The organism is Tessaracoccus terricola (assembly GCF_054776555.1).
The window spans coordinates 339,989-359,158 of the sequence record NZ_BAAHBS010000001.1; the positions used below are offsets into that span (position 1 = coordinate 339,989).

At 68.1% G+C, this 19,170-nt stretch carries 12 protein-coding genes; 8 read left to right on the plus strand and 4 right to left on the minus strand.

The genetic code is table 11. The annotated features are described in order from the left end of the window. Window positions 1-10: 10 nt before the first annotated feature. From ACYU7G_RS01545 to ACYU7G_RS01570, 6 genes are all read left to right on the plus strand, one after another. Window positions 11-5,296, plus strand: a complete 5,286-nt coding sequence (locus ACYU7G_RS01545; protein WP_461104051.1) for a carbohydrate binding domain-containing protein — start codon at window positions 11-13, stop codon at window positions 5,294-5,296. Between the two features lie 270 nt (window positions 5,297-5,566). Further along, complete coding sequence (locus tag ACYU7G_RS01550; protein WP_461104053.1) at window positions 5,567-9,550, plus strand: hypothetical protein; 3,984 nt, start codon at window positions 5,567-5,569, stop codon at window positions 9,548-9,550. 100 nt (window positions 9,551-9,650) lie between these two features. Next, window positions 9,651-11,273, plus strand: a complete 1,623-nt coding sequence (locus tag ACYU7G_RS01555) for a SpaH/EbpB family LPXTG-anchored major pilin (protein ID WP_461104055.1) — start codon at window positions 9,651-9,653, stop codon at window positions 11,271-11,273. A gap of 110 nt (window positions 11,274-11,383) precedes the next feature. Then, window positions 11,384-12,337: a class C sortase gene (locus ACYU7G_RS01560; RefSeq protein WP_461104057.1), complete on the plus strand. Its 954-nt coding sequence runs from the start codon at window positions 11,384-11,386 to the stop codon at window positions 12,335-12,337. 123 nt (window positions 12,338-12,460) lie between these two features. Next, window positions 12,461-13,621 (plus strand): DNA replication/repair protein RecF, encoded by a 1,161-nt coding sequence (gene recF, locus ACYU7G_RS01565; protein WP_461104059.1) that lies wholly within the window; start codon window positions 12,461-12,463, stop codon window positions 13,619-13,621. A gap of 102 nt (window positions 13,622-13,723) precedes the next feature. After that, the gene (locus ACYU7G_RS01570; protein ID WP_461104061.1) at window positions 13,724-14,272 is read left to right on the plus strand and encodes a DciA family protein; all 549 of its coding nucleotides are present in this window, start codon (window positions 13,724-13,726) and stop codon (window positions 14,270-14,272) included. Between the two features lie 60 nt (window positions 14,273-14,332). Here ACYU7G_RS01570 and ACYU7G_RS01575 read toward each other — a convergent pair whose 3' ends face one another. After that, window positions 14,333-15,073, minus strand: a complete 741-nt coding sequence (locus tag ACYU7G_RS01575; RefSeq protein ID WP_461104063.1) for a DUF6882 domain-containing protein — start codon at window positions 15,071-15,073, stop codon at window positions 14,333-14,335. Window positions 15,074-15,176: 103 nt separating this feature from the next. Here ACYU7G_RS01575 and ACYU7G_RS01580 point away from each other — a divergent pair, with 103 nt between their 5' ends. Then, window positions 15,177-16,094, plus strand: a complete 918-nt coding sequence (locus ACYU7G_RS01580) for an SDR family oxidoreductase (protein WP_461104065.1) — start codon at window positions 15,177-15,179, stop codon at window positions 16,092-16,094. Here the strand turns inward: ACYU7G_RS01580 and ACYU7G_RS01585 are convergent. From ACYU7G_RS01585 to ACYU7G_RS01595, 3 genes are all read right to left on the minus strand, one after another. Continuing rightward, window positions 16,089-16,640, minus strand: a complete 552-nt coding sequence (locus ACYU7G_RS01585; RefSeq protein WP_461104067.1) for a Dps family protein — start codon at window positions 16,638-16,640, stop codon at window positions 16,089-16,091. The two genes, ACYU7G_RS01580 and ACYU7G_RS01585, sit on opposite strands and share 6 nt — an antisense overlap. Window positions 16,641-16,803: 163 nt before the next feature. Then, on the minus strand, window positions 16,804-17,205 hold the full coding sequence (locus ACYU7G_RS01590; RefSeq protein ID WP_461104069.1) for a VOC family protein: 402 nt from the start codon (window positions 17,203-17,205) through the stop codon (window positions 16,804-16,806). Between the two features lie 49 nt (window positions 17,206-17,254). Beyond that, on the minus strand, window positions 17,255-17,707 hold the full coding sequence (locus ACYU7G_RS01595) for a helix-turn-helix transcriptional regulator (protein ID WP_461104071.1): 453 nt from the start codon (window positions 17,705-17,707) through the stop codon (window positions 17,255-17,257). Window positions 17,708-17,725: 18 nt separating this feature from the next. Here ACYU7G_RS01595 and ACYU7G_RS01600 point away from each other — a divergent pair, with 18 nt between their 5' ends. Then, on the plus strand, window positions 17,726-19,057 hold the full coding sequence (locus ACYU7G_RS01600; RefSeq protein ID WP_461104073.1) for a serine hydrolase domain-containing protein: 1,332 nt from the start codon (window positions 17,726-17,728) through the stop codon (window positions 19,055-19,057). Window positions 19,058-19,170: the final 113 nt, after the last annotated feature.

Genomic DNA, 19,170 nt, shown 5'->3' on the forward strand with positions numbered 1-19,170 from the left:
TGGAGAGATCATGAGTTCGCACAGGAGCGAGCGGGGGATCGGATGGCGACGGCTCATCGGTGTGGTGGCCGCCCTTGTGGTGGCCGTCACGGGTGGGATCGTGGTACCGGGGCAGACGCCCCGGGCTGAAGCTGCGGCCCCGGGGCCGAAGGACACCACGGCGGTGCTGTTCAGCTACACCTGGAACCAGATTGCCGAGGAGTGCACCAACACCCTCGGCCCTGCAGGATACGGATACGTCCAGACCTCACCGCCGCAGGAGCACGTGCTGGGCTCCGAGTGGTGGACCTACTACCAGCCCGTGTCGTACCAGCTCGAGTCCCGAATGGGGACCGAGGCGGAGTTCCGCAACATGGTGAGCACCTGCAACGACGCGGGCGTGGAGGTCATCGTCGATGCGGTGATCAACCACATGTCCGGCAAGAGTGGGGGCGGTACCGGCTGGGCCGGCTCTTCGTTCCAGCACTACAACTACCCGGGGCTTTACTCGGATTCGGACTTCCACGGCTGCCGCAGGGACATCAACGACTACGGCAACCGCTGGGAGGTGCAGAACTGCAACCTGGTCAACCTCTCGGACCTGGACACCGGCTCGGAGTACGTGCGCTCCACCATCGCGGGCTACCTGAACAACCTGGTGGACATGGGGGTGGCCGGGTTCCGCTTCGATGCGGTGAAGCACATCTCCTCGGAGGACATGTGGGGCATCTGGAACAAGGTGGAGAACAAGGACAGCCTCTATGTCGTGCAGGAGGTGATCCGCGCGAATGAGCCGATCCAGCCCGAGGAGTACATCGGCATCGGTGACATCCACGAGTTTGCCTACGCCCGTAAGCTGAAGGAGGCCTTCAACGGCGGCAACATCGGCTGGCTGGTCTCCGGCGCCGGCATCGGCAGCACGTGGGATGGTTTCCTGGGCAACTCGGACGCTGCCGTGTTCGTGGACAACCACGACACCGAACGCAACGGTGAGACGCTGTCCTACAAGAATGGCTCCACCTACGACTTGGCGCAGATCTTCACCCTGGCGTGGGACTACGGCTCGCCGTCGATCCACTCGGGCTACGAGTTCAGCGACAAGGACAGGGGTCCGGCGCTCGACGGTTCCGGCCGCGTCGTGGACCCGAAGCCCGGCCAGAACGGCTGGACGTTCAAGCACGCCCAGAACGACATCGTGAACATGGTGGGCTTCCGCAACGAGACCTACGGCACCGAGGTGTCGAACAAGTGGACCAGCAGCGACGGCACCGCGGTGTCCTTCGACCGCGGCGACAAGGGCTCGATTGCCATCAACAACGGCCACGGTGACCTGGAGCGCGAGTTCACCACGTCGCTGCCCGACGGGGACTACTACAACGTGATCTCCGCCACGCGCGACGGCGCGGCCTGGGAGGGCGAGACCATCACGGTCTCCGGCGGCAAGTTCACCGCCCGGGTCCCGGCCAAGAGTGCTGTTGCCCTGCACACCGGCGCCCGTACCGACGGTGAGCAGACGTGTGAGGACACCAGCGCACCGAGCACGCCGGGCGACGTCACGGTCACGGCCTCGGGCACGGCGGCCGCGCTGGGCTGGGGGGCCTCGAGCCACCCCTGCGGCATCTCCGCCTACGAGGTCGAGCGCACCGGCGGCACCACCGGCACCGTCTCCCTGACGGCAGCCGGCACCTCCCTGACCGACGCCGGCCTCGAGCCGCTCACCACCTACACCTACAAGGTGCGGGCGGTCTCGAAGAACCAGGGCGCCCCCGCCTCCGAGTGGTCCGAAGCCGTGTCCGCCACCACCGATGAGCAGTCTGCTGGCACGACGGTCCACTTCCAGGCCCCCACAGGGTGGAGCAGTGCCTACCTGCACTACCGCGTCGGTTCCGGAGCGTGGACGCAGCCCCCGGGCGTCGCGATGTCCGCGGCCGGCTTTGACAACTGGTACAGCGTGGAGCTGGACGTGGCGGAGGGCGAGTCCATCACGGCTGCCTTCAACAACGGCTCCGGCACCTGGGACAACAACTCCGGCAGCGACTACACCATCGCCGCTGGCGGTGATGTCTCGGTGGCTTCCGGCAAGGTGACCGCGGGCAAGCCCGTCAAGACCGAGCTCCTCGACGGCGAACTGACGCTGTTCTACAAGCCCGCCTCCGGCTGGAACACCGCCTATGTGCACTATCGGGTGGGTTCTGGTTCCTGGACTTCGGTTCCGGGTGTGGAGATGACGAGGGTGGCATCGTGTGAGGCTGGGGAGGGTTGGTATTCCACCACGATTGACACGGGTACTGCCGCCAGCGTCACGGCTGCTTTCAACAACGGTGCTGGTTCGTGGGACAACAACAGCTCCCAGGACTACACCTTCACCACCAGCACCGCCGCGGTCAGCGACGGTGTGGTGAGCACCGCCAACCCCTGCGGCACGAGCGACGATGACGGTGACGACGATGGCGATGATGACGGCGAGGAAGAGACCGGCCAGACCATCGTCTACTACCAGGCTGGCTCCGGCTGGAACACCGCCTATGTGCACTATCGGGTGGGTTCTGGTTCCTGGACTTCGGTTCCGGGTGTGGAGATGACGAGGGTGGCATCGTGTGAGGCTGGGGAGGGTTGGTATTCCACCACGATTGACACGGGTACTGCCGCCAGCGTCACGGCTGCTTTCAACAACGGTGCTGGTTCGTGGGACAACAACAGCTCCCAGGACTACACCTTCACCACCAGCACCGCCGCGGTCAGCGACGGTGTGGTGAGCACCACCAACCCCTGCGGTGAGTCTCCGGTGGTCACGGAACTCGACACCCCGGTGAACCTCGTGGCCACCTCCGTCGGCGCCACCTCGGTGACGCTCGGCTGGGATGCCGTCGAGAACGCTGAACACCACGTGGTGGCCGTCGAGGACACGGCCGCCGGGACGACGTCGTACCGCTCGGGCACCGCCGACAACTCCCTGGTGGTCTCCGGCCTGCAGCCGGAGACTGCCTACTCGTTCGCGGTACGGGCCGGGACGGCCGACGACTCGGTGCAGTCCGAGTACTCGGAAGCCGTGAGCGTGACCACTGACGAGGCGGGACCACTCGACGTCCCCACCAACCTGGTGGCCACGGCCACCAGCGCCACCGCGCTGCGCGTCAGCTGGGACACCGTCGACGGTGCCGCCGGCTACCGGGTCACCTGGGCCGATGGTGACGGCAACTCCGGAACGGTCTCCACCGCCTCCGACAGCATCGCCGTCACGGGGCTGGCGCCGGTGACCACCTACACCATCACCGTCGCCGCGGTGGATGCGCAGGGCATCGTGGGGGCCGCATCGGACCCGGTCACGGTCACCACGAAGGATGCGGTCAGCTCCGACGGTCCCGGTTCCGAGGCGGGTGCCACCACCGGCGAGATGCTGGGTGGGGACCCCCGCGAGGACAGCATCTACTTCATGATGACCGCGCGCTTCTACGACGGTGACGAGTCCAACAACATGGGTGGCAACCAGCACGTCAAGTCCGGCAACGCGGACTACGACGACCCGATGTTCCGGGGGGACTTCTCCGGCGTAATCGAGAAGCTGGACTACATCGTGGGCCTCGGTTTCTCGGCCATCTGGATCACCCCAGTGGTCACAAACCGCAGCGACTACGACTTCCATGGCTACCACGGTTGGGACTTCCAGCGGATCGACCCGCGGCTGGAGTCCGAGGGTGCCACCTACCAGGAGTTGATCGACGCGGCGCACGCCAAGGGCATCAAGATCTACCAGGACGTGGTCTACAACCACTCGTCGCGGTGGGGTGAGAAGAACCTGTTCGTGCCCACGGTCTACGGCGTCCAGGACGAGGAGTGGAGCTGGTACTACGACGACCACGACGAGGACCGGATCTATGATCCGACCCAGACCGACGAGGACGGCAGCACCTGGAACGGTGACCTGTGGAGCGAGACCCAGCCGGAGGGCCAGAACTGCCAGAACTGGGGCACCCAGAGTGGATGGTCAGCCGAGGGCTACAAGGTCTACAACTGCCAGTGGCCCAACGCCACCTCCGGGATGTTCCCGGCGGACCTGTTCCACCAGTGCTGGATCGGCAACTGGGAGGGCAAGGATTCCCAGGACTGCTGGATCCACGAGGACCTGGCTGACCTGAACACGGAGAGCCAGCAGGTCCAGGACTACCTGATCGAGACCTACAACAAGTACATCGACATGGGTGTGGACGGCTTCCGGGTGGATACCGCAGTGCACATCCCGCGCATCATGTGGAACCGCCACTTCCTGCCGGCACTGCAGGCGCACGCCGTCGAGGTGCACGGGGAGAAGGGCAAGGACTTCTACGTCTTCGGCGAGGTTGCCCAGTTCGTCCACGACAAGTGGAACCGGGGCTCGGTGAACCACTCGGCGCCGTTCTACACGTGGAAGGAGCGCAAGGAGTACTCGCTGGACGACGTCGTGGCGGCGGCCGAGCAGTTCGCCTACGAGAACGACATGGGCACGGGCAACCAGCCCACCAGCACCAACCATGCGCTGGAGGGCAACAGCTACCACGAGCCGGACCACTCGCAGTCCTCGGGCATGAGCATCATCGACATGCGCATGCACATGAACTTCTCGGATGCCTCCACCGCGTTCTGGGCAGGAATGGACTCCGACGACGCCACGAATGACGCCACCTACAACGCCGTCTACGTGGACAGTCACGACTACGGTCCGGGCAAGTCCCAGGAGCGCTACTCGGGCGGCACGGATGCGTGGGCGGAGAACATGTCCCTGATGTGGACGTTCCGCGGCATCCCGGTGCTGCTGTACGGCTCGGAGATCGAGTTCCAGGCGGGCGAGCAGATTGACTGCGGGCCCACCTGCCCGTTGGCCACCACGGGGCGTGCCTACTTCGGTGACCACCTCGAGGGCACCGTCGTCGCGAGCGATTACGGCGTGGTGGAGTCGGCCTCCGGACAGGTGGCCCAGACGCTGCAGCAACCGTTGGTGAAGCACGTCCAGACGCTGAACCAGATCCGGCGGGCCGTGCCGGCGTTGCAGAAGGGGCAGTACTCGACGGAGGGCGTGAGCGGCAACATGGCGTTCAAGCGCCGTTACACCGACGGCGGGGTGGACAGCTTCGTGCTGGTGGCGGTGTCCCAGGGGGCCACGTTCAGCGGCATCCCGAATGGCACCTACGTCGACGCCGTAACAGGTGACACGCAGGTGGTCGGCAACGGCACCCTGACCGTTTCACTGTCCGGCCAGGGCAATCTTCGCGCCTACGTGCTTGACCTTCCCGGGAACCCGGCACCCGGAAAGGTGGGTGACGGCAGCCCCTTCCTGAAGTAGGTAGAGCCCGCAAGAACAATCAGGGATCCGGCGCCAGTCACCGGCGCCGGATCCCTGATTCTCTTTGGCCCAGTTCTGTAACCGTTTGCGGCTTTCAATCAAGGATCCTGCAAGAAACCTTGCCAGAAGCCAAATACTACCCAAAGATTGGGACAATTTGAAAAAAAACGCGCAAACAAAATGAAACTTGCAGTAACGTTGCGCGGCAGGTAGATCAGGGGGCTTCCCAGTAGTCGTGGAGTCCGCCCAGCCACAGGGATGGGGGCATGCATGGCCACGAGGAAGGAAGCGCTGCGACGCGTTGTTGCAGCAACCGGCGGGGGACTCCTGCTGGGCGCGCTGGTGCTGACCCAGTCGTTGGAGGGCATGGCCGCCATCGCGTCCCAGGGGCCCACCCGGACCAGCGTCAGTGAGACCTCGCAGGCCCCCACCGCGCCAGTGGTCACCGCCGAGGCCGCCTCCGAGCTCCCGGCCACCGGGGTGCCCACCACAAACGCCCCGGCCACCGAGGATCCCGCCGGTCGGGCCACCGCCACCAGCGAGACCACGGCGTCGGCCACCATCCCCACCCAGGAACCGCAGGACGGCGGAGGCGATGCCACGGCATCCCCCCAGGAGGGCGACGCCTCCGCCGGTCCTGCTCCTGCGGGCCAGGACGGAACCACCGAGACCGACGCCGCCCGGGAGCTGGGTGCCGCCCGGGTGCAGGCTGATCCGGATGCCCCGGCCTTCACCCCCTCCCAGAGCCAGGTTTCCCTGGCTGCGGGTGAGGGCTCGGTCTACATCGACGAGCCCCTCCAGGGCGGCACCCTGACCAACTGGGAGTTGCAGGGCTCCGGCAACGAGTCCAACAGCAACGGCAGCCGGGGTACGTCCTGGACCCCGCGCCAGACGACGGTGTCTGACAACAACAACTTTCCCCACAGCTACAACACGAAATACTGTGGTGTGGGCATCACCGATGACGCTTGGCCCCGCTGCACGGCAACGCGCAACAATACGCGAGACTCTGCCTGGCTCACGCTGACCACGGACAACACCAACGACGGTGCGGGCCAGGCCGGCACTGCGCTCCACACGGAGGACTTCAGTTCGGACCTGGGCGTGGTGCTCGAGTATGATCAGCGCGTCTACCGCACCAACGATGGCCGCCAGGACGGCACCCCGGCAAACCAGGGTGGTGGCGACGGCATTGCCGTGTACCTGACCGACGCCGCCCCGCCGAACTACGGCAACACCGCCGTCGACACCTCCGTCGGCAAGGCCGGCGGCTACGGCGCGGGCCTCGGCTACTCCGCCGTCTCGGACACCGGTAACGCTTGGTGCCCGGCCCAGCAGGGTGTGGCCGGCGGCTACATCGGCGTGGGCTTCGACGTCTACGGCAACTACCAGAAGGCAGAGACCGCCCAGGGCTTCGGCACGTACCACCGGGCCACCAGGCCCTACGGTGTGGCCTCGGGCAACCCGGCGGCCTTCGAGGGTGTGTCCTCGGCGCTGAACGCCGCGCGCATCCCACAGTCGATCGGCCTCAGGGGCTCGGGCGTCCGCTACAACAGCACGCCGGGCTGCAACTCCGGCTCCAGCGGCGGCATGAACGCGGCCTACGGCATGATCCAGAAGCGCCTCGTGACCAATGCTGATCACACCACGTTGTTCCAGGTGAAGTGGAATTCAGGCGATGCCGCGTCGCTGTACGTCGGCCAGTACTCGACCGACGGCTCCGCCTGGACGGCAGTCACCGCGCTGGACGTGCCTGCGGCAGACCTGCCCAGCGGCTTCAGTGACCCCAGGGGCTACGTGATGTTCAAGGTCGACACCGTGGCGGCCTTCGACTTCCGGTACAGCCGGGACGGGGTCTCGGCGGGCGACCCGTTCCAGAACATCAACGGCAGCGCAGATGGTGATGGCGACGTCAGCCTCGGGAACGCCCCCGACTACACGCCGCTCTACCGCTACGTGGGCGGCTACCGCTGGCTGGCGGGGACGGACAACCTCTCGGCCTACCCGAACCCGAACAACACGGACCTGATCGGGGCCAACGACGCAGCCCGGCGCGGGGCCGTCATCGACAACAGCGCGACGGACTCCACGAAGTATCGCCGCATCCGCGTCACCCTGACCCCCAAGGCGGACGGCACCCGCACGGTGAGGGTGTATTGGACCAAGGAGAAGCTGAATGTGGCAGACGACAAGTGCTACACCAGCCAGGGCGTGGAGCTCGAGGGCCGCTACGCAGACGGGAGCATCGACACCTGCCTCAACCCGACGGACGGCGACGCCGGAACCTGGAGCCATGACAAGGGTGATTCGCTGGCGTACGAAGAGATGTTCAGCTATGACCTTGCGGCCAGCAGCTACCAGGCAGACCTGCCCGCGAACTTCCGGCTGGGCTTCTCCGCCTCCACCGGCTGGGCCGTGAACTACCACCAGATCCGAAACGTGACGGTGACCTCCGTCATCGACCTCGAGGTGGCCAAGCAGGTGGCGTTCATCGGGGACGACACCACTCCTCCAGAGACCGTCACCTGGCTTGACGAGGACACCGGCCGCGCCGGCGAGAACGTCGCCTACCGGGTGCAGGCATGGAACAACGGTGCCTCCGACATGCTCCCGGCCTACCCCGCCACGCTCGTCGACGGTCTGGATGCCGTCCCGTTCGGCGACGTGGCAGCGGTCACCTGGACGGCCACCGCCACCGACGGTGCACTGCTGTGCACCGATTGGGACACTGACGCCAACGTCTGCAGGGACTGGGACACCGAACTGACCGGCACCGGAGCGCTGACGCAGGACAACCCACTGCGTTGGTATGCGCCGTCACGGACCACCGTCGGGGCGGACGAGTCCGGCATCACCGTGACCTTCGTCGGGGCCGTCTCCGACGGAACCGACGGCCAGTCCGAGATTGTGGCTGACCAGTGGTACCCCAACACCGCAGTGGTGGCGGCCAGCCCCGTGGGCGGGCCGCAGGAGGACAACCTGGAAAACAACACCGACACGGCACAAATCGAGGTGACCCCTGAACTGCATGTCACCAAGGTCTGGTGGATCAACGGTGTGGAGTACGGCAACTACCTGACCCCGCCCGCCGGTGACGAGGATGCGCTGCCCGCGCTGCCCGACGGTTTCGGGGAGGCCCAGCCCACCTTGGCCCCGATGCCGACGGGGGTGACCGAGCCCGCCTTCGGTGAGCGCTACCCGTACGACGTCGACGACATCGTGACCATCGGCGAGGACGTCACCATCCCGGACACCTGCGAGCTCACCAGCAGCGTGACCGCCGTCAACGGATCCGCGACGGACACTGCCTTGGGTGACGGCTTCAACCACACCGTCACCGCCTCCCCACTGCTCAACACGGTGGAGATCACCAACTCGGTCACCTGCTCCACACTCACCTTGGTCAAGACCTTGGTGAACCCGGACGGCCTGTTGGATGACACCTACCTGGCACCGGGTGACTGGATCCTCAGCGCCACCGCCGTCGGCGCGGATCCTGCCATCAGCCAGGCCCCCACCGTCGAGGTCAGCGAGGGTGACGTGACAACGCTCGCAACCCAGACCGTCGCGGTGGCGGCTGACAGCTACCGGCTTGCCGAAACCTCGGATGCAGTCCCGGGTGTGGCCTACGCGGCCAGCTTGTGGAGCTGCACCGCACCGGATGAGGACAGCCAGGCAGTGGAGGTGCCCGTCAGCGACGGCGTCGTCGATGTCGGACCCGGCCAGGACGTGACCTGTGCGCTCACCAACTCCACGGCCGAGCTCACCGTCCTCAAGCAGGTGGTCGGTGACAGGTTCGCGCCGGCGGACTTCACGCTCACCGCCGTGGCACCCGATACCCCCGAGGGCCTGCCCGGCCTGGAGACGGACGGCTCCGAGGAAGCCACCGCGGAGAACTCGGTGCTGGTCCTGCCCGGGGCCGACTACACCCTGGGTGAGGCACCCAAGAACCCGGATCTGCCGTACCTGCAGCGCGGACTGCAGCGCTACGTGCCCGGCGACGAGTGCCCCGCCACCCCAACCACCGGCAGTTTCGCTGACGACGACTGCTGGAGCGACGTTGACTCCGCTGAGGTGAGTCTCGAGCCCGGCGAGCGCGGGATCTTCCGCTTCGTCAACACCACGCCTGCTGCTCCGGTACTGCCCTTCACGGGCGGCACCAGCGCAGAACTCTTTGCGGTCATCGGAGGCCTGCTCCTGCTGGGCGCCGCCGCAACCGCGGCCCTGGCACGAAGGAGGCGCACAACCATCTGATGCCACCTGGGCGGCCAGAGGCAACTCAGACCGCCATCTGCAACACACACCACCAAAGAACGGCTCCCTGCGAGGTGCGGGGGCACCGAAAGGAAACAACATGACCAACACGATGCGGAAGCTCGGGAGGACTGCTCTGGCAGGCGTCGCCGTCGCCGGGCTCAGCTTCGCAACCACCGCCCTTGCCAGTGCCGTCGGCCCGGACCAGCCGGGTGCGCCCACCGAGGGCACCCTCACCATCCACAAGTACGCGGGTAGCCCCACCGGTGCCCCCAACGACGGCACCGAGCTCGACCCAGCCGACTTCTCCGACAGAGATCTGCTGGGTGGCGTCGAGTTCACCGCCACCCGCGTGGGCGCCTGGACCGACAATGCCGGCACCCTTGAGTGCGTCGCGATCGACCTGACCGACCCGGCAGGCTGGGACGCAGCCGAGTCCGTGCTGGGTGCCGGCGCCGCCGGTGAGATCGTGGACCAGGCCCTCGCCGTCGCCGGTGACCTCTGCGCTACCTCGGACGTGTACGTCGACACCACCGGAGACGGCTCGACAGAGCCTTTAGGCCTCCTCACCTGGACGCTGCCCGTTGGCCTCTACCACGTGGAGGAGACGGACCCGGGCGAGAACAACATCGTCCAGGAGGCCACGCCGTTCTTCGTCACCATCCCGCTGCCCACCGTCACCGGTGAGGGCGATGCCGCCGTCTACGACTGGAACTACAACGTCCACGTCTACCCGAAGAACCAGATCATTCAGCAGCCCCAGAAGGTGATCAGCGACCGTCCTGCAGACCTCGTGACGGGCAGCGAGGTCACCTGGACCATCACGGGCACTGTCCCCAGCCTGAACGGCGAAGACGTGGCCTTCACCGACGCTGTGCTGCGTGACAAGTTGAATGACCGCCTGACCTACTCCAGCTCCACCGTGACCGTCGGTGGCGTCGTCGTCTACTCCGACGTCGACGACACCACCGTGGACGTGGCCGACATCGTTGCGTTGTCCACCGACGTCGACGACGACCATGCGCTGTGGACCCTCACCGCCCCGGCGGGCCTGGACTTCCTGCTCGCCAACCAGGGCGCGGAGATCGTCATCACGCTGAACACGCAGGTGACCGGCGTGGGTGAGATCACCAACGGTGGCGACGGCGTGAACAACCCGGCCGACTTCACCTTCAACGAAACCACCGTTCCCACCACCATGCCCTACACCTACTGGGGTCAGCTGGCCATCTTGAAGGTTGATGAGTCCAACCCGGCCACCGTCCTCGCCAACGCCGAGTTCGCCGTCGTCGAGCTGCCCGCAGGTACCGATGAGTGCGTCGCGGACCTGGGCGAGCAGGAAACCGTCGCCACCGGTGACTCCGATGAAAATGGTGTGGTGCAGTGGTTCGATTCCGGGGATTCCCCGCTGGGTTCCCCGCTGAACCTGTGGGTGGCCAACAGCGACACCCAGCTCGACAACCCCACCAAGGACTACTGCGTCTACGAGACCCAGGCCCCGGCCGGCTACACCGCCACGGACGTCCAGCAGGTGACCATCAACGCCGGTGATCTGACCGAAGCCTCTGACCTGGTGTGGGAGAACCCGCAGAAGGACGGCCCCGGCCTGCCCGTCACCGGTGGCGCCGGCACCATCCTGATGTCGCTCGGCGGCCTGGCCCTCGTCGGTCTGGGCGTCGGCACCGTGCTGCTCGCCCGCAAGCGCAACCACGCGGTTGCCTGAGCGTGACACCATGATCCGCTGAGCGAACTGCGGATCCCCGGCTCTGGCGGTGGCGCCCCACGGCGCTGCCGCCAGAGTCATCAGCACAACCACACCCCAAGGAGGTGGGCATGGCAACCACGGACACGGCAGTGGCTGGACCGTCGGTGCCGCCGTCGCCCATGCCCGCCAAGGCCGGACGACGTTGGAGATTCCCGGTGCTCCCGTTCGTCGCCGGGCTGCTGATCCTGACGGGGACAGGGGTTTTCCTCTACCCGCAGACCGCCGCCTGGTTCGCCCAGGCGGAACAGGCCCGCGTGATTGCGCTGGGTCTCAACGACTGGGACCAACCCTCGAACGAGGACGCCGCGTACCGCGCCGAGCAGCTGGAACTGGCCCGCCGCTACAACGAGGCACTGGCATCGGGGGCCACCGTGGGCGCCAACACCAACGTCCCCACCGGCAGTGGCCAACAGGCCGACCCTGCCCTGGACTACAACCGACTCCTCGCCGCCTCCCACACCGGCCTGATGGCAAGGCTGCGATACGAGGCGCTCGACATCGACCTGCCCGTCTACCACGGCACCAGCGACGCCACCCTGGACGTCGGCGTCGGGCACCTCGAGGGCACCTCACTGCCCGTGGGTGGCGTGGGCACCCGCGCGGTCCTCACCGCGCACCGCGGCCTCGCCCACGCCACCATGTTCAACAACCTCGACAAGGCCGCCGTCGGTGAGACCTTGGTCATCGAGGTCCTCGGTGAGGTCCTGTCGTACCGGGTGACCGAGATCAAGGTGATCGCCCCCGAGGACACCGAGGAGCTGTTTGCGGTTCCCACCAAGGACCTCGTCACCCTCGTCACCTGCACCCCGCTGGGCATCAACACCCACCGCATCATCGTCACGGCCGAACGCATCACGCCCACCCCCGAGGAGGACATCGCCGCCGCCGGCCAAACCTCCGACCTGCCGGGTTTCCCCTGGTGGGCCGTCATCGGCGGCGGCGTGCTGGTGGTGGTGGTGGGCTACGTCTGGTTGAGCGGTTACCCGCCCCGTTCCCGGCGGACCGGGAACGCCGCCGGCTGAGGTGCGCCGACGAGGAGCGGCCGGTGAGTTTCCACGCGGCCTGCTGCGGCACGCCGGGGCATCCTCTCCCCGACGGCCGTGCCCGGCCGCTGTGTTGGACGTTGGCCTAGGATCGGGGACACCATGTTCGTCACCGAGCTGTCCCTCACGGACTTCCGCAACTACTCCGAGGCCAGGCTTGACCTCGCGCCCGGTGTCAACGTGTTCGTCGGCTCCAACGGCCAGGGCAAGACCAACCTGGTGGAGGCCGTCGAGTACCTCTCGACGATGACCTCCCACCGCGTCTCGGCCACGGCCCCGCTGATCCGGGCCGGGTGCGACGCCGCCATCGCTCGCGTCCGCGTGCAGCGGGGACTCGACGACGACAGGGTGATCTCCATCGAGCTGGAGATCGCCAACGGCAAGTCCAACGTCGCCCGCCTCAACCGGGCTCCGGTGCCGCGCAACCGGGACATCGTCGGGGCGCTGCGCACCGTCGTGTTCTCCCCGATGGACCTCGTCATCGTCCGCGGCGACCCGTCGGACCGCCGCGCCTGGCTCGACTCCCTGGTGATGACCCGCTGGCCGCGCATGGCCGGCGTGAAGCAGGACCACGACAAGGTGCTCAAGCAGCGCAACGCCCTGCTGAAGTCCATGTCGGGGCGCTCCATGCGCCAGATGCGCGGCGACGAGGAGTCCACCCTCGAGGTGTGGAACGAGCAGCTCGCCACCATCGGCGCCGAACTGCTGCACGCCCGGCTCGACACCCTGGCCGACGTCCTCCCGCACGCCCGCGGCGCCTACGAGGGGATCGCCCCGGTGAACAACGTCATTGACGCCCGCTACAAGGCGTCGCTGGACCTCGACGGTGTCACCGGCTCCGACGACGTCCGCACGGCTCTGACCGAGAGGCTGCTCACCGCCTACCAGCTGCGCCACGACGAGGAGATCCAGCGGGGTGTGACGCTGGTGGGGCCGCACCGGGACGACGTCGAGCTGTTCATCGGGGAGCTGCCGGCCAAGGGTTATGCCTCCCACGGCGAGTCCTGGTCGCTTGCGCTTTCACTACGGCTGGGCGGCTTCCAGCTGGTCCGAGACGAGGGCACCGAGCCCGTGCTGGTGCTCGACGACGTGTTCGCCGAGCTGGACACCACCCGTCGCGAGCGCCTGGCCGGGGCCGTCGCCGACGCCGAGCAGGTGCTGATCACCGCCGCCGTCGGCGCCGACGTCCCGGAATTCCCCTCCCAGCGCCGGTTCCGGGTCAGCGCGGGCACCGTCTCCCTGGAGGAGGGCGGCGATGACTGAGACCCGTGGTGACGAGAGCCGACGACACGCCGGTGAACTCGTTCTGGAGGATGGGCCGACGGCGTGTCGCCGACGCTGGTCACCAGCCGGTTCGGAGACCCGATGACTGAGACTCCGAACGAGTTCGACGAACCCGTCGAGCACGACCCCACCGGCCTGGACCTCGCGGCGCAGATCGCCCGCCAGACGGCCAACACCGAGGCGCTCCCGCCGGTCCCGGTGAAGAAGCAGCAGCCACGCAAGTTCCGCTCGCGTGTGTTCGAGGAGCAGCGCTCCGGCGCGCGCCCGGACGACCGCGACCCGCAGGCCCTCGGCTCCGTCCTCGGCCAGGTCAGCGCCCGTCGCGGCTGGCAGAAGCGGATCTCACTGTCGACGGTGCTGCAGGGCTGGGCCGACCTCGTGGGTGAGGACAACGCCAAGCACAGCAAACCGGTGCTCTTCGAGGACGGCGTCCTCACCGTCGTGTGCGACTCCACCGCCTGGGCCACCGGCATGCGCTACGCCGCCTCCAAGCTGGTGGCCAGGCTGAACCAGGAACTTGGGGACCAGAGCGTCGAGCGCGTCGACGTCCGCGGCCCGAACGCGCCCAGCTGGAAGAAGGGCCCACGCTCGGTCCGCGACGGCCGCGGCCCGCGCGACACCTACGGCTGAGCCACCCACCGCCGGTTGAGCCGCGCCGGCGAGGAACGAGCCAGCGCGAGTCGAAACCCCTCAGGCCTGGTTCACACCTTGGAACTTGATGTTGCTGATGCGGCCGTACTCGTCACGGGTGATCTCCGCGCTGAACCAGGCACCGGTGGTGTCGGTGAGCCGGTAGCCCTGTGAGGTCGGGCCCGGCTGGCTGCGGTCCAGCTGCCAGCCGGCGAGGGTGGCAAGCCCTTCCAGTGACCAGTCGAGGTCGTCCACCTGCTGCGCCAGCCGCGGCAGTCGGACCATCACATCGACGAGTTCGAGACGCCGGACGGGTACGGACAGCTGGTCGACCACAACCACCATCCGCGAGCCGGCGCTGCCGGTGGGGAAGGAGTAGTAGACGACGTCGGGCCCGAACACCTCCACTCCGAGCATGCCGACGTCGTGGGAGAGGTCGGTGATCACCTGCAGCTGGTCGTGGCCCTCCGCGACCGCGTAGGCCACCTCCTCGGTGGTGAGCTCGGGCAGGTTGTGCTGGGTCCCGAACTGGCGGATCCGTTCGGCCGCCGGATCCGGGCTGACGTGCTCGGCGAACATGGGGGACCAGCCCCACACCAGCGAGGCGGGGTTGACGGCGATCGAGGCCAGCAGGTGGCAGCGGCCGTGGACGGCGTCGGAGAACCGGATCTCGTGGCTGAGGATGTCCAGGCTGAAGCGACCGCCGTCGGTGTTGGCCTCGAGCAGTTCCGAGAGCAGTTCCTGCCGGACCAGGGCATAGAGCGCCGCGTGCTGTCCGACCCGCCTAACCTGCGTCAACATGGCCCGAGCCTACGGGCGCACCGGTCCAACCCGCGGGCGATGTATCAGGGTTTACCCCGTTGACTCTTTCCCCGGGAACCGATGCACTCGTCCTTGGGGGAACATGACGACGACTTTCGAAACACTGCCCGACCTGACCGGCCGCAACGCCCTGGTCACGGGCGCCAGCGACGGCGTGGGCCTGCAGGTAGCGCAGGCGCTGGCCGGGGCGGGGGCGCGGGTGGTGATGCCGGTGCGCAACCGTGAGAAGGGGGAGCGCGCGGCCGCGAGGATCCGGGAGGCGGTGCCGTCGGCCCGGCTGGTGCTGCGCCACCTGGACCTGGCGGGCCTCGGCTCGGTGCAGGGCCTGGTGGACGAGCTCGTCGCCGCGGCGGAGCCGATCCACCTGTTGGTGCTGAACGCCGGCGTGGTCATGCTCGGTGACCCGGAGCGGCACGTCACCGAGGACGGCCACGAACTGCACTTCCAGACCAACTTCCTGGGACACCACGTGCTGACCCTCGGTCTGCTGCCCCTCCTGCGCGACGGCGGTGCCCGCGTGGCGGTGCAGGGCAGCCTCGCCGCGCGGACGGCGCGCCCGGACTGGGCGGACCTTCAACTCGAGCGCGGCTACCGACCCCTCACCGCCTACGCCCGCTCCAAGGTGGCGCTCGGGCTGTTCGGCACGGAACTGGCCTGGCGCTCGGCCAACCAGGGCTGGGGCCTGCGGGTGGTGCACTGCCACCCGGGCGTGGTGCCGGACACCGGGATCGCGGCCATCGTGCGCGCCCGCGCCCGCAACACCGGCCGCAAGAAGCTGGTCCAGCGGCTGGGCAACTCGCCCCAGCGGGCGGCCGGAACGGCGCTTGCCGCGCTCACCGCCGACGTCCCCACCGGCTCGGCCTTCGCCCCCGCCGGGATGCTCCAGTTCGCCGGAGCCCCCAAGCTGGTGCGCCCAGCGCGCTCCATCACGGAGCCGGCCTCGGCGCGCCGGATGTGGGACGTCGCGGAGGAACTCATCCGCCCGCAGCAACGGTCATGAGGCAGGCGAGTCCACCACCCCGTCGTCGTGGGTCAGGTGGGCGCGGATGAACCACTGGAACTTCTCCATCTCGGCGGTCTGGCCGATGAGGAGGTCCTCGGTGATGGGGTCGGTCTCGCCGGCCGGTTCGATCACGCGACGGTGGTTCTCGATCACGCGCGAGTAGGTGGCGTCCAGCGCGGTGAGGTGCTCGTTGGCCTGCCCGAGCCCGACGGCGTAGTCGTCCCAGCTTCGGCTGGCCACCAGGTGGCCCGGGGTCCCGATCGGCGCGACGCCCATCGTCGCCATCCGCTCGGCCACCTCGTCGGCCATCAGGCGGACGGCGTCCACCTGCGGGTCGAGCATCTCGTGGACGCTGATGAAGCGCTGGCCGATGACGTTCCAGTGCGCGTGCTTGAGCGTGAGGTGCAGTTCGTTGAGCTGGTGCAGGCAGCTCTGGAGTTCCTTGGCCAGCTTGTGCCCGGCCGTCTTGGTCAGCCCGGGCACCGTGCTGGGGCCCACTTGGCCGTAGTGGGACTTCGCGGTGGACTTCTTCTTCGTTGCCATCGTTGCTCCTGTCCTCGTGGGCTCCGGCGCCGAAGGTCGGGGGAGCCCAACTGTTGTACCCGCCACGCTAGTGCGGGACCGGTCCAGCCGACGACGGCATGGGAGGAACTCGACAAGTGGTTCCAGGCCCGGGAACGGGGCCGGAACCACTTGTTGGATCGCCTCAGGCCTGGTTGAGGCGCAGCATGTTGCCCGACGGGTCGCGGAAGGCGGCGTCGCGCGGGCCCCACGGCTGGTCCATGGGCTCCTGCAGCACCTCGGCCCCGGCCGCGCTCAGCGTCTCGAACGTGGCCTGCAGGTCCGCCACCTCGAGCACCAGCCCACCCATGGCACCCTTGGCGACGAGCCGCTCCAGTGCGGCGGCGTCCTCGTCGGAGCGGCCGGCCCCCGGCGCGGACAGCACCAGGTTCAGCTTCTGGCTGGGGATCTCGAGCGAGACCCAGCGCCACCCGGCGTTGGAGACGTCCTGGACCACCTCCAGTCCCAGGGCGTCGCGGTAGAACCCGAGTGCCTCGTCGACGTCCAGGACGGTCACTGGCACGTACTTCACTGTGGTTTCGGTCATGGCGGCAACGCTACAAAGCCCTCGCCGTTACCCGCTTCTCCAAAACTGCTCAGAACCGCGGGGGCCGCATCAGGATCTTGGCCATGCAGGCGGGGATCGGTTCGGTGGCGCTGTGCTCGCGGGCGGCGTAGGCGGTGGGGGTCTCGCCCACCACCTCGGTGAACCGGGAACTGAACGAGCCCAGCGACGTCCACCCCACCTCCATGCACGCATCGGTCACCGACCAGCCGGCGCGCAGCAGGTGCATCGCGCGCTCGATCCGTCGGGTCAGCAGGTAGGAGTGCGGCGTCTCGCCGTAGGCGCGCTTGAACTCGCGCGAGAAGTGCGACGGGGACATCAGGGCGCGGCGGGCCATCGCCGGTACGTCCAGGGGACTGGCGTAGTCACGGTCCATCAGGTCTCGAGCGCGCCGCAGGTGTACCAGCACCTCCGGCGACTGGGGTTCCGAGGTGGCCACGAGCGCCAGATTACAGCGCGCGCCGGGGATGTTCGCTCCTGACAATCCCGCTATCGTCGGGGCATGGTTGAACGACGACGTGGTCGCCTCTGGTGGAAGATCCTGCTCGCGCTGGTGCTGGTGGTGGTGACCGCCCTCGTCGCGGTCTACTGGTACATGCGGCCGCTGCTGCTGACCGGCACCGGCTACGCCGCCCACAACGCCTGCGCCGTCACCCACGTCTCGGACCGCACGGACCCGGAGAACGACCTCCCGCCCAACCCGCTGGTGCCCTACCTGCGCACCACTTCCGACGACGGCTCGGTCACCGCCACCATCCTCGGCCTGTTCGCCGGCCAGAGCGCCGCCTGGACCGAGGGCTTCGGCTGCACCCGCGCCGACGAGCGCCCCGACCTGCCCGAGCCGCTCCCCGTCACGCATGCCCACCCACTGGTGGCCGCACCAGCACCCGCCGCCGCCCCGTCGGGGATCGACGCCGCAATCGACGCCGCCTTCGGCGAGGACTACGGCACCCGCGCCGTCGTCGTCGTCAAGGACGGGGAACTGGTGGCCGAGCGCTACGCCGACGGCTTCACCGCCGAGACGCCGCAACTGGGCTGGTCCATGTCCAAGAGCGTCACCAACCTGCTCATCGGGCGGCTGGTGGCCGAGCACGGCTTCGACATCCACGCCACGGACCTGCGCCCCGAATGGGCCGGCGACGAGCGCTCACAGATCACCCCCGACAACCTGATGCGCATGACCAGCGGTCTGGCCTGGGACGAGACCTACGACCTGGGCACTCCCATCACCGAGATGCTCTACATCGCCGACGACATGGGCGCCTTCGTCGCCTCGCAGGAACTCGAGTTCCCTGTCGGCGAGGTGCTCGAGTACTCCACCGGCTCCACCAACCTGCTGTGCAGCGTGGCCCTGGACGCGGTCGACGGCGACGCGAACCTCCCCCGCGAGCTGCTGCTCGCGCCGCTCGGCCTCACCCACGCCGTCTGGGAGCCCGACGCCGCCGGCGTGCCCGCGTGCGGCTCCTACCTGTGGGCCACCCCGCGGGAGTTCGCGGCCCTCGGCCAGTTCGCGATGGACGACGGCGTCGTCGCCGGCGAGGCCCTGCTGCCCGAGGGCTGGATGGAAGAGGCCACCACACCCACCGGCCACTTCCCCGGCGTGGACCCCTACGGCGCCAGCTGGTGGCTGAACGAGGGCGCCGACGGCGGACTCCGCTTCCCGGACCTGCCCGCCGACGCGTACTGGATGAGCGGCCACGACGGGCAGTGGGTCTTCGTCGTCCCGTCGGAGGACACCGTGGTGGTGCGGATGGGTTTCAGCCCGAACCGGGGCATCGAATCACTTGGCGTGCCGGACCTGGTGGCGGGCGTGCTGGACGTGCTCGGGGAGTGAGCCGGGACCCGGCCGGACCCGGAGGCGAATTCCGCGATTCTGCCGCCTCCGGGGGCCGGGGGGTGTATCGGGCCTAGGCCCGACCCCCCGAAATCGCTACGAACCGGCCTCCC